The following is a 15,986-nucleotide window of genomic DNA, read 5'->3' as shown; positions in this document are numbered from 1 at the left end:
GCGGCGGCTGCGAGGAAACGCGTCAGCGGACCTTTCGGAACGTCAAATTGATCCGCTTCCGCCCCAGCAACGCATGTTCACCGTCGGCCAGCGGCGCGACGCCGTGATAGGCGAGCCGTGACGGCCCGCCCCAGACCACGACATCGCCATGGACCAAGCGGAAGCGGCGCGGCTTGTCGCTGCGTGCCAGGCCGCCGAACAGGAACGTCGCAGGCAGCCCGAGCGAGACCGAGACGATCGGCGCTGAATAATCCAGCTCGTCCTTGTCCTGATGCAATGACAGCCGCGTGCCGGGCTCGTAGCGGTTGACGAGGCACGCGTCGGGCGCGAAGCCGGCAAAGCCGCCCTGCTCCGCGCCGCGCAACGCCAGATCGCGGAGCACCGGCGGCATCGCCGGCCACGGCGCCCCGGTCCGCGGGTCGATGGGATCATAGCGATAGCCGGTATGATCGGTGATCCAGCCGCGCTCGCCGCAATTGGTCATGGCGACCGACATCAGATGCCCGCCGGGCGTGGTCATGCGGCGGAACGGCGACTGCGCCACGATGGCGCGCACCGCTTCGATCAACTCGCTCTCGATCGGCTTGACGAAGCCGCGCAGCAGAACGGCGCCGTCGGCGATCTCCTCGCGCGACGGCTGGGCTTCGGCAACGCTATCGAACAAATCCGCCATCAGTGGCAGCGTTTTATTTCGCATCGTGAAAGATCACACCTAGTGTGTGGCGCTGACCGGACCTGACCCGGCTGACGCCATGGCGGAGATTAACGCGGTAGGTGCCGCGTGTCCCCTGCACCGGGCGGTGATGCACAGCGAAGGCCACGGCGTCGCCCTGCGCGAGCGGAACCACTTCGGCGCGGGACTGCATGCGCGGGCGCTGCTCGGTCAGCACGAACTCGCCGCCGGTGAAATCGCGGCCGGGCTCCGACAAGAGGATCGCGACCTGCAACGGGAACACGTGCTCGCCATAGAGGTCCTGATGCAGACAGTTGAAATCGCCGGCCTCGTATTGCAGCAGCAGCGGCGTCGGTCGCGCTTGGCCTGCCTCGTGGCACCGCTTCAGGAACGCCGCGTGTTCGGCCGGGTAGCGGATGTCGATCCCCATAGCCTCGTTCCAGCGGTTGGCGACACCCTGGAGATGCGCGTAGAGCGTCGGGCGCAACTGCGCGATCAGGTCAGGCAGCGGGTAGGAGAAATATTTGTACTCGCCGCGACCGAAGCCATGGCGGCCCATGACGATGCGGCTGCGGAAGTTGGCGTCGTGGGGATAGAGCGCGGCGACGGCGCGGCACTGGTCCGGCGTGAGCAGGCCTTTCAGGAGCGCGCAGCCCTGGGTGTCGAGTTCGCCGGTGATCTGGGGCCAGTCGAGGGCATCGACGCGGGCGGCGGGGTCCGTGGCTGACTTATGAGGCGATTTGCGTGCTGTTGCTGTCATGGCTCTGACCTTCGCAAGACCGCCCCGTCCTCTACCACCCGATTTCCGTCTCTCTCCCCGTCATTGCGAGCGGAGCGAAGCAATCCAGAATCCCCCCGCGGAACCAGCCTGGATTGCTTCGTCGCAAGGGCTCCTCGCAATGACGGCGGAGAGAGTTCCGCTCGCAATGACGGCGGAGAGACCTTAGCCCCTCACGGGCAGCGTCACCACGTCATAGCCGTGCTTGATCGTGCGCTTCAGCACCGGGTCTTCCAGCTCGAAATCGAAACGGTCGGCGGGGCGGATACCGCCCTTCGCCGCAAACGTGCCGCCGAACATGGCGCAGCCGTCGGGAAATTTCCCTCCCTCGAAGCCACGCGCGATCAGGTCGGCGACCGGCAGCATCGCATCGAGCGTGCCCTCCTGATAGAGCACGCGCTCGCCCTCGATCGTGGCCCAGGAGCGCAGGATCATCCTGTCCCAGTGGCCGATGACGTCCTCGAGCTCCCACAGCGTGGATGCGATCGGCTTGTCGCACATCTGCTTGGACACCGTGACGTTATAGGCCTCGACCTTGCGGTCGGTGTGGTCGGAACCGCACCCGACGAAAAGGCGACCCTGCCAGCCGATCAGCACGAACTCGACCTCGCCAGAGGAATCGCCGCCGGTGCATTCGATGCTGTCTTCCATCGTCAGCCGTCGTGCCGAGGCGCGATAGTAGATCGGCGTCGAGGCCGGCGGGGCGATACCCATCTCCTGCAGCTCGGCAATGTGCTTGTCGCGCGCGACCGGATCGCGGCCGGTCCAGCCGGCGATGACCATCTGGTCGATCGCCAGCGTCAGCGGCGTGGTGGTGTCCTGGGCGTCAACGGTGAAAGTCAGGTCAAACACGAATTACGGCCTCCATGCCGGCAGCAAGCTCGAAGATACGGCGGTCCGATCCGCCCGCGCCCGCCAGCATCAGGCCGACCGGAATCTCGCCCTCGCGATGCGCAGGCAGCGAGATGGCGCAGCCGTCGATCATGTTGATCAGGGTGCAGTTGCGGAGCGCCCGCAGGTTTTCCCTGGTGAACGCCTTGTCGTCGGCAAGATCCGAAATTTTCGGCGGCGTGTTGGCGGTGGTCGGCAGCACCAGCGCATCATAGGGCGCGATGCGCGCATTGACGCGGGCGATCAGCGAGCGGCGCTCGTGGAGAAGATCGATGTAGTCCGCCGCGCTCTGCGCCTCACCACGCATGATGCGCACGGAGACTCGGGGATCGTAGACGTCGCCCTTGGACGTGAGGAGGTAGCGATGCCAGGCATAGCTTTCGGAAGCCGCAAAGCCGCCCTTGGCGTTCATCGGCCCGATGTCGTGGAATTCGGCCATCTCGATGCGCTCGATGATCGCATCGTGATCGGCAAGGCTTTTGAGCGCACGCTCGAATGTCCCGGCCACAGCCGCGTCGAGGTCGTCGAGCGCGATCGTGGTCGGGACCGCCAGCCGCATGCCCTTGACGGGCCGGGGCTTCAGCGGGGCGATCGGCTCGTTCGCAAGCACGGCATCGAGAATGGCACAGCAACTGACCGATCGTGCCAGCGGCCCGATGCTGTCGAGCGAGAACGACAGCGGCACAGCCCCGTCGAGCGGCACGCGCCGCTGCGTCGGCTTGTAGCCGACGATGCCGTTATAGGCCGCCGGAATCCGGCAGGAGCCGCCGGTGTCGGTGCCGAGCGCGCCATGCGCCATGCCGTCGAGCACGGAAACCGCGGCGCCCGAGGACGACCCGCCGGGCACGTGGCCCTCGGCCCGGTTCCAGACGCCCTTTGGCGTGCCGTAATGCGGATTGATGCCGATGCCGGAATAGGCGAACTCGGTCATGTTGGTGCGCCCGATCACGACGAAGCCGGCCTTGCGCAGCCGCGCCACCGTGGGGGCATCCTGTTCGGCCGGGGAGGAATCGTCGAGCGCGCGGGAGCCGGCGCGCGTCACCTGGCCCTTGATGTCGAAGAGATCCTTGATCGAGACCGGGATACCGGCGTAGCGCGACGGCGCCGCCTTCACCTTGCGCAAACCGTCCATCGCATCGGCCGCCATAAGCGCGGCATCCTTGTCGACATGGATGAAGGCACGCTGCCCCTCGCCGGCCGGATCGGCGATTTTGGCGATGCAAGCCTCGACCAGCTTGCGGGAGGTGGTGCGGCCGCTTTCGAGGTCTTCGGCGAGCTTCGTCACTGTCGGAAAATCGGGCATGTCTGTCTCACGGAATATTTGCGCGCAATGTATAGCGCTGCCTCACTTCGACACAAGCATTGTGCGCATGATGGCATGCATGCGCATTGCTGGACCGTTGACGCGCCATGGTCGATTGTCGCATCAAGATCGCAACAGCCGGGCTCAGCTTGGCCTTGGGAGGACCTGCCGAGATGGCCGAACCGCAGCGCGCGCGACCGAAACCGACGCCCGAGACCCAGCATTTCTGGGACGGTACCAAGGCGGGTGAGTTGCGCCTGCAGCGCTGCGACGCCTGCGCGCATGTCTATTTTCCGCCGCGCCCGTTCTGCCCGTCCTGCGCCTCGCGCAAGGTCAGCATCTTCAAGGCGAGTGGCAAGGGCTTCCTCTACAGCTACGTGATCAACCATCGTCCCGCCGCGCCCGGCTTCACGCCGCCTTACGCGATCGCCGTGGTTGAACTTGCCGAGGGACCGCGGATGATGAGCAACATCATCGACTGCCCGCAGATGCCGGAGGCGCTCGAGCTCGACATGAAGCTCGAGGTCGCCTTCGAGGCGCTCGATGACAAGATCACCCTCCCCGTATTCCGTCCGGCGAAGGGGTAAGCCCATGCGCAGCAATCAGGTTGCCGTCGTCGGCGCGGCCGAGACCACCGAGCTCGGTGTCATTCCCAACGCCTCGCAGCTCCAGCTTCACGCGGATGCGGCGCTCAATGCCATTGCCGATGCCGGCCTGAAGCTGTCGGACATCGACGGCTTCGCCACCGCCGTCGAGACACCGCAGCAGGTCTGCCACTATCTCGGCATCAAGCCGACCTGGGTGGACGGTACCTCGGTCGGCGGCTGCTCCTTCATGCTGCACGTCCGCCATGCCGCCGCGGCGATCGAGGCCGGCCTCTGCAAGACCGTGCTGATCACCCATGCCGAGAGCGGCAAGTCGATGATCGGCAAGGCGCCGCGCTCGATCCCCGCCGACAGCCTGCAAGGCCAGTTCGAGGCGCCATTCGGCGTCTACGGCCCGCCCAGCATGTTCCCGATCCCCGTGCTGCGCTTCATGAAGACTTACGGCATCACGCACGAGCAGCTCGCCGCGGTCGCGGTGGTGCAGCGGGAATGGGCGGCGAAGAATCCGCGCGCGATGATGAAGGATCCCATCACGGTCGCAGACGTCCTCAACTCGCGCATGATCGCCTATCCCTTCCGCCTGCTGCAATGCTGCCTCGTCACCGACGGCGGCGGCGCGCTGATCCTGACCTCGGCGGACCGTGCCAAGGATTTTCCGCGCAAGCCGGTCTACATCATGGGCACCGGCGAGAGCGTGGAGACGCCGATGGTCAGCCAGATGGAGACTTTTAATTCCTCGCGCGCGTTCAAGACCGCGGGACCGCTGGCGTTCAGGGAGGCCGGCATTGCACATAAGGACGTCGATCATCTCATGATCTACGACGCGTTTGCGCATCTGCCGCTGTTCGGCCTCGGCGATCTCGGCTTCATGCCGCACGAGGAGACCGGCAAGTTCATCGCCGACGGCAACACGCGCCCGGGCGGCAAGCTGCCGCTCAACACCAATGGCGGCGGATTGAGCTACATGCATTCCGGCATGTACGGCATGTACGCGCTCCAGGAGAGCGTCCGCCAGATGCGCGGCATTGCGCCGGCGCAGGTCGCCAACGCGAAGATTTCGGTGTGCCACGGCGTCGGCGGCATGTTCGCCGCGTCGGGCACGATCGTGTTTACGAACGAGAGGTAATCCACATGAGCAAATCACTGCAAGACAAGGTCATCATCGTTACCGGCGCAGGCCGCGGCATCGGGCGGGAGATCGCGCTGCTTTGCGCTGGTGAAGGCGCCAAGGTCGTCGTCAACGATCCCGGCGTCGCCGCTGACGGCGCCGGCACCAGCGCCGCGCCCGCCGAGGAGGTGGTCGAGGAGATCAAGAAGCGCGGCGGCACCGCCGTCGCCAATTTCGAGTCGGTGGCCGAAGCCATCCCCGCCAGCAAGATCGTGAAGACCGCGACCGATCATTTCGGCCGGCTCGACGGCGTGGTCAACAATGCCGGCATCCTGCGCGACATGATCTTCCACAAGATGAGCGTGGAAGCGTTCGAGGCCGTCATCAAGGTGCATTTGATGGGCTCGTTCTACGTCAGCCACGCCGCGGCGCGGATCTTCCGCGAGCAGGAGAGCGGCTCCTTTGTTCACTTCACCTCGACCTCGGGCCTGATCGGCAACTTTGGCCAAGCCAATTACGCCGCCGCCAAGCTCGGCATCGTCGGCCTGTCGAAGTCGATTGCACTCGACATGGGCCGCTTCAACGTCCGTTCCAACTGCGTCTCGCCGTTCGCCTGGACCCGCATGATCGGCACCATCCCGACCGAGACCGAAGCCGAGAAGGCGCGCGTCGAGAAGATCAAGCAGATGGGACCGGAGAAGATCGCGCCGGTCTGCGCCTATCTGCTCTCCGACGCCGCCAAGGACGTCTCCGGGCAGATCTTTGGCGCACGCATGAACGAGCTGTTCCTGTTCAGCCAGAACCGTCCGCTGCGCTCGGTGCACCGGAGCGAAGGTTGGACGCCGCAATCGATCGCGGAACACGGCATGCCGGCGCTGAAAGGTTCGTTCTACAAGCTCGACCGCTCCGCCGACATCTTCCCTTGGGATCCCGTGTAAGCGAATTCCACCTTTGCTGCATTGCGATCTCCGGTTGTCCAGCCGGGGATCGCCCGCTTTACGCCCGATTGCAGGCGGACAGTTTTCTCCCAAACAAAAAAATGGGAGGCGACTATGACAAACCCACTGACCATCTCCACCGACGTCAATGAGCCTGTTCTCGCGCGCCGCACCCTGTTGAAGGGTGCGGCAGCGGCAGTTGCGGCGACGGGCGTCACCATGACCGCAGCCCTGGGGGCGTCCGTAACGCCCTTGGGCCAGACGGGTGCACCGACAAGATCGACCGCGCCGCTGCCGTTGGGGCCGCTGCCAGGCAGCCGCTACCCGGACGCCCATTTGGAATCGGCCAAGAAGGGGCCGCCATCGTTTGGGCCCCCCGGCTTTCCCGCCTTTGCCGGCACCATGGCCGTCGAGCGAGTCGCAACGGGCTTCCGCTGGGCCGAGGGGCCAGTATATTTCGCGGCCGGGCGATACCTGCTGTTCAGCGACATTCCGAATAATCGGATCATGCGCTTCTCGGAGGACGACGGCCACGTCAGTGTCTATCGCCAGCCCTCAATGAACTCGAACGGCAACACGATTGATCGTGAAGGACGCCTGATCACGTGCGAGCACAGCGGTCGGCGCGTGACGCGCACCGAACTCGACGGCTCGATCACCATCATCGCCGACAAGTTCAATGGCAAGCGACTGAACTCGCCCAACGATGCGGTCGTGACGGCCGATGGCGCAATCTGGTTCACCGATCCCGCCTACGGCATCGGCGGTTTCTACGAAGGAATCAAGGCCGAGCCCGAGCAGGAGAAGAAGAACGTCTACCGGGTCGATCCGAAGTCTGGAGAGGTCAAGGTCGTCGTCGACGACTTTGTCGAGCCGAACGGGCTTGCCATCTCGCCGGACGAGAAGAAGCTCTACATCTGCGACACCGGCTTCACGGATGGGCCCGACAACCCGTCGCATATCCGCGTGTTCGATCTCGACGTCGCCGGGGCAAAGGTGTCGAACAGCAAGGTGTTCGCAGAGATGCCGAAACCGAGCATCACCGATGGCGTCCGCTGTGACGCCGAAGGACGCGTCTGGTGCTCGGTGGGCTGGGGGGACGCAAGCGAAGACGGCGTACGCTGCTACACGCCCTCCGGCGAGTTGCTGGGCAAGATTCATATTCCGGAAACCGTCGCTAATTTGTGCTTCGGCGGTCAGCAGCGAAATAGGCTCTATATTTGTGGCTCGACATCGCTCTATGCCGTCTACACCAGTGTGCAGGGCGCGATGAAGCCGTGAGCGATTAATAGAGAAGCGAGTAGCGAACCGTACGGTTCGCTACTCGCTTCTCAACCCGTATTCCTCAGCCCCGCCGAGATCCCGTTGATCGTGAGCTGAATCCCGCGCAGCACCTGCTCATCCGGGTTCTGCGCGCGATGCTCTTTCAGCAGCTCGACCTGCACATGGTTGAGCGGGTCGAGATAGGGGAAGCGGTGGCGCACCGAGCGCTCCAGCAGCGGGTTGCCCTGGAGCAGGCGGTCCTGGCCCATGATGTCCAAGAGCGTCTCGATGCAGGAGTGCCATTCGCGGCGGATGCGGCCGAAGATTTTTTCACGCAGAGCTTCGTCGGGCACGAGCTCGGCATAGCGCGACGCGATCGCGATCGAGCTTTTGGCCAGCACCATATCCATGTTCGACAACAGCATGCGGAAGAACGGCCATTCCTTGTAGAGCTCCTTGAGGAACGGCATGCCCTTGTCGGGATGCTCCGCGATCCATTGCTCGACCGCGCTGCCAAAGCCGTACCAGCCCGGCAGCATCAGGCGGCATTGCGCCCAGGAGAACACCCAGGGGATCGCGCGAAGGTCCTCGATCGCACGGGTCTTCTTGCGCGAGGCCGGACGGCTGCCGATGTTCAGCGTCGCGATCTCATTGATGACGGTCGAGGCCCAGAAATAATCGACGAAGCCGTCGGTCTCGTAGACGAGGCCGCGATAGGCCTTGAAGGCGAGACTTGAAAGCTCGTCCATCGCGGTCAGATATTCGCGCCGCGGCGCGCTCTGGCGCGGATGCAACAGGCTCGCCTCCAGAGTCGCGGCGGCAAGGATCTCCAGATTGTTGCGGCCAACTTCGGCGTTGGAGTATTTCGACGAGATGATCTCGCCCTGCTCGGTGATGCGGATCTGGCCGTTCACCGCGCCGCCGGGCTGGGCGATGATGGCATCATAGCTCGGGCCGCCGCCGCGGCCGACCGAACCGCCGCGGCCATGGAACAGACGCAGGCGCACGCCGTGGCGCTCGAACACGTCGACGAGGCCGATCTCGGCCTTGTAGAGCTCCCAGCCCGAAGTGACGAAGCCGCCGTCCTTGTTCGAGTCGGAATAGCCCAGCATGACCTCCTGCACGCTGCCGCGGCTGTCGACCAGCCGGCGGTAATCATGCAGCGACAGCATGCGGTCCATGATGGCGCTGGAAGCCTGCAGATCCTCGATGGTTTCGAACAGCGGCACGATGTTGATGGCGCTGCGCCCGGAGGGATGAACGAGTCCGACCTCCTTGAGCAGCACCGCGACCTCGAGCATGTCGGACATGCTCTTGCACATCGAGATGATGCATTGGGGGATGGCGTCCGAGCCGAACTTCGCATGCGCTTCTGCTGCGGCATGGAAGACGTTGAGCTCGCCCATGGTCTCGTCGCTGTATTTGACGAACGGCGACACCAGCGAGCGCGTCGAGCGCAGCTCGTTGGTGAGCAGCGAGATGCGGGCGTCCTCGCCGAGCGCAAGATACGACATGCCGGGATTGGCGGCATCCATCAGCTCGGCAATGGTGCGCTCGTGCACTGCCGAGTTCTGCCGGATGTCCAGCCGCGCCAGATGGAAGCCGAAGCAGTCCACCGCACGGCGCAGCAGCCGCAGCCGGCCGCGGGCGATCACGCCGGCGTTGTTGGAGATCAGCGAGCGGTGCAGCACGTCGAGATCGGCTTTGAACTCCCCGACGCTGTCATACGGCGCGCCCTTGCCGACCGGCCGGCGCGTGATCTCGACTTGAAGCATTTCGGCCGTTGCGGTCAGGCGCGCATAGATGCCGGAGACCGCAAGACGATACGGCTCGCCGCTCCGATGCGGCGAGGTATCGGGCGAGCGCTCCGCCAGCGTGCGCAGCTCCTCGGAGACGTCGGCGAGATGCGCCGCGATCGACAATTCCGAGCCGAGCACGTGCAACTCATTGAGATAGAACTGCATCACCCGGCTCGACTGCAGCCGCAGCGTGCCGCGCATCACGTCAGCGGTGACGAAGGGATTGCCGTCGCGGTCGCCGCCGATCCAGCTGCCCATGCGCAGGAACGAGGCGAGCTCGCCGGCCGCCTGCTCGCCGCCCTCCTCCAGCCGGTCCTCCAGCGTGTTGACCAGCCGCGGCACCTCGCGCAGAAACGTGTAATCGTAGAACGACAAGCCGTTGGCGACCTCGTCGAGCACGGTGAGCTTGGTCCGGCGCAGCAGATTGGTCTGCCACAGCGTCAGCACCTCGCGGCGGAGCTGCTCGTCGCTTGCGGCAGCTTCCTCCGCCGTCAGCGCGACGCGCTCGCGACGATCGAGCAGGGCTGCGACCTCCATCTCGCGGTCCATGGTGCTCTTGCGGCGGACCTCGGTCGGATGCGCGGTCAGCACCGGGCTGACCAGCGCGCTCTTGAAGAAGTTGCGCAGGGCATCGGCACCGATGCCCGCAGCCCTGGCATGGGCGAGCGTCTCGGCCAGCACGCCTGAGCCGCCACCCTTGTTGGCGCGCATCTGGCGGATGTTGTTCTGGTCCTCGGCGATGTTGGCGAGGTGGGAGAAATAGCTGAAGGCGCGGACGATCCGCACCGTCTCCGAGGTCGACATGCTGTCGAGGATCTGCTCGAGCTCGCGGCGGGCGAGCCGGTCCTCATCGCGGTGGAATCGGATCGATGTCTGCCGGATGCGCTCGACCAGATCGAACAATTCGGCACCCTCCTGGTCGCGCACGGTGTCGCCGAGGATGCGCCCGAGCAGGCGGATATCGTCCCGCAGCCGCGCATCCGCCTCCAGCGCCAGGACGTCCTCGGGGCGGTTGGGGCGTTGGTCGAGGGTGTCGGACGATATGGTCTGGAGGGACATGGCTCGCTCCCCTTGTCGAGCTCGCTTGACTGCCCGGCTCAGCCGAGTGTGCAAGTTTTTTGCCGCAGCGCAAGATGAAGTTGGGGGCGGCGCGGTAACATCACCGATCATGGGCGGGAATGCGCCTTGGTGACGGGCGCAGACATACATTCGCGGTCTCGCGGCGGGGGGCGCCCGAGTTTGCTGTCCGTTTCGCCCTCGTCGAGAAAAAAGGGCGCAGGGAAGGCCGGGCGCCGGCTGGCACCCAGGGTCCGCATGCGAAAAACGCACGCGGGGGTGACCACAGGTGATGCCGGAACATCCGGCCTTCCCTGCGCAATGGTTTTACGGCTTATGGCGCGCTCTCCCCGGGGAGCGATGCACTATTGCCCCCGTCGCCTTGCGGATGATCGATGCGCGCACCCGGTCGGGCCGCACATCACCGCAAGCCTTGACGCACAGACCCCGGGCGTCAGGACCACACGCTTTTGCCGTCCGCGGACGTCCCTCCCCGGACATCCGGAAGCTTGCGCGTGCTCGCTCCCGAAGCCGAAAAGAAACGCTGTGACCGCGCCGGGTCGTTCGCGCAGATCGCGATGGCTCACAGGCGTAGCCCGCCCTGCCACCTCGTCACGCGCCGGCGCTGCCGCGTCCATCGCATCCCGGCTCACGTATCGTGAAGATCGCGAAACGCCCTTTTAGCGGGCCGGGATGTCTTGCGGTTTACCCGAATCTGTGAATTCGGTCAATCAGAATATTTGTCGGTGCCGCTCCTTGACCTGCATGTAGTGTGTTTTGGCGTCGGAAGACCGTGGGCGTAGTAGTCACCATGGGAGCCGAATGTTTCCTCAGCCGACCTCTGCAGGTTCGAATGCCAACCAGAGAGCTTCAACTTCGTGACTCTGTCGTGCAGACGGGCGAAAGAGCCGTATCTCGATCGGGATTACGGACTTGGCATCGCCGGCCGCAACCAGCGAACCCGCCTTGATGTCGTCTTCGGCCAACGTTCGCGGAAGCCAGGCGACACCGTCTCCGGACCTGACCATCGATAGCAGCGTCGCGGCGAGATGCGACGTGAAGATCTTCTTCAGGTCTCTTTTCGCTAACTGACTTGCAACGATACGGCCCAGCCCTGACTGCGGGCTGTAGGCCAAGTAGGGGATGGTCTCGTCGCTCTGCAGCGACCACCGCGGCTTCCGGCCGGTGCCCGCTGCGCTGAGCGGAAGTAGCGTGTCGGTCCCTACGACAATGCTCTTGAATTGCCTGGTATCGAGCCGGCTGCCCATGCTGCGGTGGTAGTGGCATAACAAGAACGACACGTCGCCCCGGAGCATCATCCGCTCGCACGCCAGCATGCTGTCGGAAACCAGATTAAGATTGCCTAAGGCGAGGATCTTCTCGCTGCTCCGGACCCACTTCGGAAAGAACGTGAACGACAATACATGCGTCGCCGCGATCGACAGCGGTCCCACGCCCCGGCCGGCCACTTCGAGGGTCTGGCGGCGCAGTTGGTGAAGCGCTCTGGTCAGGATCTCTGCCTGGCCGTGGAAATGCTCCCCGGCGGGCGTGAGCGTCACGCTGTGCGTCGTGCGAACGAATAGCGGCGCCCCCACCCAGTCCTCCAATGCCCGGATACGCCGGCTGAAGGCCGGCTGGGTGACGTGACGGGCTTCGGCCGCCTTGGAGAAGCTCAAGGTTTCGGAGAGAGCCAGATAGTCCTCAAACCAGATCAGCTCCATCGGTAATGCCAAATCGGCATAACTATTCTCGGCAACAGCATTAGCCTTCTCCCCGCCTGAAGCCTACGGATCACTGCAGGCTATACAACACCGCAGCAGGACGGAAGTCGTTCCGGACATCGGAGCGGCCCTTTCCAAACAGCTATAGAGGCCGATCCACGGCCCGGCACAGCGCGGCCATCAGGGGAGAAAACATTGAGAAAAGCGTCATCATTCGGACTTTTGAGCGAACTGTATGTGCAGGTCCTCCTTGCCATCCTGCTCGGCGGTTTGGTGGGCTATCTCTGGCCTCAGGTCGGGACGAGCCTTCAGCCGCTCGCCGACGGCTTCATCAAACTGATCAAGATGCTGCTGTCGCCGATCATCTTCGGTACGGTCGTCGTCGGCATAGCCAAGATGAGCGACATCAAGGAAGTCGGCCGGATCGGTGTCAAGTCGCTGATCTACTTCGAGGTCGTCTCGACACTGGCCTTGGTGATCGGCCTGGTCGTCGTCAACGTGATCAAGCCAGGCGTTGGCATGAACATCGACGCCAGCCACATCGATGCGGGATCGATCTCGGCCTACGTAAAGGCCGCTGACGGCAACCACGGTTTCGTGCAGTTCCTACTCGACATCATCCCGACCACGATCGTGGAGGCCTTCGCCAAGGGAATGATGCTGCAGGTCATCCTGATTTCGGTGCTGATCGGCATCGCCATGGTTCAACTCGGCGACTACGGCAAGCCGCTGGTGAACGTGATCGACATCCTGCTGCACGCCCTGTTCCGGATCGTGGCCATGGTGATGCGCCTCGCCCCGCTAGGAGCCGGGGCTGGGGTCGCGTTCACGATCGGGAAGTACGGGATCGCGACGCTCTGGTCGCTCGGCTATCTGATGCTCGGTGTCTACGTCACCACCATTCTCTTCGTCGTCGTGGTGCTCGGCGGCATCGCGACGTGGGCCGGTTTTTCGCTGCCGCAGTTCTTCCGTTACTTCAAGGACGAGATCCTCATCGTCCTGGGCACCTGCTCGACCGAAGCGGTGATGCCGCAGATGCTGGTCAAACTCGAACGGCTCGGTTGCGACAAGACCGTCGTCGGCATGGTGCTGCCCACCGGCTACACGTTCAATGCCGACGGAACGTCGATCTACCTTTCCATGGCCGCCATCTTCGTAGCCCAGGCGACGAACACCGATCTTTCCTTCGGCGACCAGATTGTCCTGCTGGGCGTGCTTCTCCTGACGTCGAAGGGATCCGCTGGCGTCGCTGGCGCCGGATTCGTGACGCTCGCCGCGACCCTCTCTTCGATCCACACCGTTCCCGTAGCCGGGCTCGTTCTACTGCTCGGCGTCGATCGCTTCATGAACGAAGCCCGCGCCGTGACCAACCTGATCGGCAACGGGATCGCGACGATCGCGATCGCCAAGTGGGACGGCGCCTTTGACCAGAAGCAGGCAGCGGAGGCCATGCGCCTTCATGGCAAGGAGCCCATCACAGGCGAATACGAACTTCCCGAGACAACCCACTAACCCGAGTCAGCAACTTAAAACGGAGAATGCCGATGCGTATCGTAGATGTCGTCGAGGCGACCAAGCCAATCTCGTCACCGATCCGGAATGCCTACATCGATTTCTCGAAGATGACGTCCAGCCTCGTCGCCGTCGTAACCGACGTCGTCCGCGACGGGCGGCGAGTGATCGGCTACGGCTTCAATTCGAACGGCCGCTACGGTCAGGGCGGACTGATCCGGGAGCGCTTTCGCGACCGCATTCTGGAAGCCGAACCCGTCAGCCTGCTGAACGACGACGGTACCAATCTCGATCCGCATCGCATCTGGGCGAAGATGATGTCGAACGAGAAGCCCGGCGGTCACGGCGAGCGTTCCGTGGCCGTCGGAACGCTCGATATGGCAATCTGGGATGCGACCGCAAAAATCGCCGGCAAGCCACTTTTCCGCCTGCTGGCCGAAATGAAGGGCAAGGAGGCCAACCCGCGGGTCTTCGTCTACGCTGCCGGCGGCTACTACTATCCCGGCAAGGACAACTCCGCATTGCAGGCAGAAATGCGCGGCTATCTAGACCGCGGCTACAACGTCGTGAAGATGAAGATCGGTGGCGCGTCGATCGACGAGGACCGCGGCCGCATCGAGGCCGTGCTCAAGGAAATCGGGTCGCAGGCCAAGCTCGCCGTCGATGCCAACGGCCGCTTCGATCTCGAGACCGGCATCGCCTATGCCAAAATGCTGCGCCAGTACCCGCTGTTCTGGTATGAGGAGATTGGCGATCCGCTCGACTACGCCCTCCAGGCCGCCGTCGCCGAATTCTATCCCGCTCCGATGGCCACGGGCGAGAACCTGTTTTCGCATCAAGACGCTCGCAACCTGCTCCGCTACGGCGGCATGCGCCCGGACCGCGACTGGCTGCAGTTCGACTGTGCCCTGTCATACGGTCTCGTCGAATATCTCCGGACCCTGGACGTCCTAGCCCAACACGGTTGGTCGCCGTCGCGCTGCATCCCGCACGGTGGTCACCAGATGTCGTTGAACATCGCCGCCGGTCTAGGGCTCGGCGGCAACGAGAGCTACCCGGACCTCTTCCAGCCCTACGGTGGATTCCCGGATTCGGTCCGGGTTCAGGACGGTCACATCGTCATGCCGGACGTTCCGGGCATCGGCTTCGAGGGCAAGTCGGATCTCATCAAGATCATGCGCGAACTGGCGGAATAGGCCGGCTGCAAAGAGTTGCTCCGGATTGGTTGCGGCGCCCTTGCCGCCCATCGTCTTGGGAAGCGCCAGCGGAAGCTCGATAATCCCGTCCTCGCTACGGATGCTGCCGCTTCGCCCGCCCATCGCGGTGACCCTGTTGCTGTAAAGTTTGTTCCTCGTCGTCTTCCCGTCAAATCATGCTCGCCATGCCGAGCGCGCGAAGGAGGTCGTTCTGAATCGGGGCGACGGCCTCGTTCAGCCGCTGGACACCGAAATCCATGCCTTCGGGCATCACGACCGTCCGCAGAGGCCGCCGTTCCGTGGCCTCGACCAGATGCGCGATCGCATTCGCGACGCGCTGGGGCTGTGGCGGATTCTGCGGATCGTTTCCATCGTTAGAGTGCTCCTTGATCTGACCCGGGATCGCCGCGACATCGCCATAGGTTTTCAGCACGGCTTGGTCGGAGGGTTCGGGGCTGGATGGAAGAAGGTTGCTCGGGAACGGGCCTGGCTCGACGATGACCGAATCGACGCCGAAGCTCGAAAGCTCGTAGCGGTAGGCTTCTGCGAGGGCTTCGAGCGCGAACTTGCTGGCGGAATAGACACCGAAGAACGGGAAGACCACCCGACCCATGAGCGACGTGACATGGATGAGGACGCCGCTGCCGGCGGCCCGCATGTGCGGCAGAACGGCGCGATCGGTGCGAACGGCGCCGAAGAAGTTCACGGCGAACTGCGCTTCGATATCCTTGACCGTATAGGCTTCCGTGACGCCCACGGGCATCATTCCCGCGTTGTTGACCAGAGCATCGACCCTGCCGTGCTGCCGGACGACATCCGCGATCGCGGCGTTGACGGATTGCTCGTCGGCAACGTCCATCTCCAGGACCTGGAGCGCACGCCCTTCGGCCTTTGCCGCTTCGACAAGCTCGTCGCGAACACGGCTATTTCTTCCTGCGACGTCGCGCATGGCAGCAACCACCGTGTGACCCCGCCTTGTGAGCTCCGAGGCGGTGAGTTTCCCAAAACCACTGCTCGAACCCGTCACAACCACAACTTTTCCGCTCATCTCACGATCTTTCTCTTAAATCCAAGGCACGACGAAGCTATAGACAGACCTGTATGTATTTGCAATCCTTAAATTGACAGAATAGTCTGTCCAGT

At 63.9% G+C, this 15,986-nt stretch carries 13 protein-coding genes; 6 read left to right on the top strand and 7 right to left on the bottom strand.

All coding sequences use genetic code 11. The annotated features are described in order from the left end of the window. Positions 1–22: 22 nt before the first annotated feature. The 4 genes from alkB to IVB41_RS01310 form a co-directional block, all read right to left on the bottom strand. Positions 23–676, bottom strand: a complete 654-nt coding sequence (gene alkB, locus IVB41_RS01325) for a DNA oxidative demethylase AlkB (RefSeq protein ID WP_247426183.1) — start codon at positions 674–676, stop codon at positions 23–25. Positions 677–686: 10 nt separating this feature from the next. Beyond that, positions 687–1,433, bottom strand: a complete 747-nt coding sequence (locus IVB41_RS01320) for a 2OG-Fe(II) oxygenase (RefSeq protein ID WP_027568977.1) — start codon at positions 1,431–1,433, stop codon at positions 687–689. 183 nt (positions 1,434–1,616) lie between these two features. After that, positions 1,617–2,303 (bottom strand): DUF2848 domain-containing protein, encoded by a 687-nt coding sequence (locus IVB41_RS01315; RefSeq protein ID WP_247425998.1) that lies wholly within the window; start codon positions 2,301–2,303, stop codon positions 1,617–1,619. Continuing rightward, the gene (locus IVB41_RS01310) at positions 2,296–3,645 is read right to left on the bottom strand and encodes an amidase (protein ID WP_247425997.1); all 1,350 of its coding nucleotides are present in this window, start codon (positions 3,643–3,645) and stop codon (positions 2,296–2,298) included. The genes IVB41_RS01315 and IVB41_RS01310 overlap by 8 nt, the downstream gene beginning before the upstream one ends. Before the next feature lie 173 nt (positions 3,646–3,818). Between IVB41_RS01310 and IVB41_RS01305 the strand changes: the two genes are divergently transcribed. The 4 genes from IVB41_RS01305 to IVB41_RS01290 all read left to right on the top strand — a co-directional run bounded on the left by IVB41_RS01305 (position 3,819) and on the right by IVB41_RS01290 (position 7,577). Then, a complete protein-coding gene (locus IVB41_RS01305; protein ID WP_247288652.1) occupies positions 3,819–4,232 on the top strand; it encodes a Zn-ribbon domain-containing OB-fold protein in 414 nt (137 codons plus the stop codon). Positions 4,233–4,236: 4 nt separating this feature from the next. Beyond that, positions 4,237–5,376 carry a thiolase C-terminal domain-containing protein gene (locus tag IVB41_RS01300; RefSeq protein WP_027568973.1) on the top strand — a complete coding sequence of 380 codons (1,140 nt, stop codon included), beginning with the start codon at positions 4,237–4,239 and terminating at the stop codon, positions 5,374–5,376. A gap of 5 nt (positions 5,377–5,381) precedes the next feature. After that, positions 5,382–6,296 (top strand): SDR family oxidoreductase, encoded by a 915-nt coding sequence (locus tag IVB41_RS01295; RefSeq protein ID WP_247288650.1) that lies wholly within the window; start codon positions 5,382–5,384, stop codon positions 6,294–6,296. A 114-nt stretch (positions 6,297–6,410) separates the two neighbouring features. Continuing rightward, the gene (locus IVB41_RS01290; protein WP_247425995.1) at positions 6,411–7,577 is read left to right on the top strand and encodes an SMP-30/gluconolactonase/LRE family protein; all 1,167 of its coding nucleotides are present in this window, start codon (positions 6,411–6,413) and stop codon (positions 7,575–7,577) included. 50 nt (positions 7,578–7,627) lie between these two features. Here IVB41_RS01290 and ppc read toward each other — a convergent pair whose 3' ends face one another. Both ppc and IVB41_RS01280 read right to left on the bottom strand, forming a co-directional pair. Beyond that, positions 7,628–10,417, bottom strand: coding sequence for a phosphoenolpyruvate carboxylase (gene ppc / locus IVB41_RS01285; protein ID WP_247425993.1), 2,790 nt, complete (start codon positions 10,415–10,417; stop codon positions 7,628–7,630). 827 nt (positions 10,418–11,244) lie between these two features. Continuing rightward, complete coding sequence (locus tag IVB41_RS01280; RefSeq protein ID WP_247425991.1) at positions 11,245–12,135, bottom strand: LysR family transcriptional regulator; 891 nt, start codon at positions 12,133–12,135, stop codon at positions 11,245–11,247. A 195-nt stretch (positions 12,136–12,330) separates the two neighbouring features. Here IVB41_RS01280 and dctA point away from each other — a divergent pair, with 195 nt between their 5' ends. Both dctA and IVB41_RS01270 read left to right on the top strand, forming a co-directional pair. Continuing rightward, positions 12,331–13,647 (top strand): C4-dicarboxylate transporter DctA, encoded by a 1,317-nt coding sequence (gene dctA / locus IVB41_RS01275; RefSeq protein ID WP_247425989.1) that lies wholly within the window; start codon positions 12,331–12,333, stop codon positions 13,645–13,647. Positions 13,648–13,679: 32 nt separating this feature from the next. Further along, a complete protein-coding gene (locus IVB41_RS01270) occupies positions 13,680–14,843 on the top strand; it encodes a mandelate racemase/muconate lactonizing enzyme family protein (protein ID WP_276576667.1) in 1,164 nt (387 codons plus the stop codon). 169 nt (positions 14,844–15,012) lie between these two features. Here IVB41_RS01270 and IVB41_RS01265 read toward each other — a convergent pair whose 3' ends face one another. Further along, a complete protein-coding gene (locus IVB41_RS01265; protein ID WP_247425985.1) occupies positions 15,013–15,891 on the bottom strand; it encodes an SDR family oxidoreductase in 879 nt (292 codons plus the stop codon). Positions 15,892–15,986 lie beyond the last annotated feature (95 nt).

This window comes from Bradyrhizobium sp. 44, from assembly GCF_023073095.1.
Lineage (GTDB): Bacteria > Pseudomonadota > Alphaproteobacteria > Rhizobiales > Xanthobacteraceae > Bradyrhizobium.
Note: the sequence above shows the minus strand (reverse complement) of the source record. Positions and strands in the feature narration are given on the sequence as shown.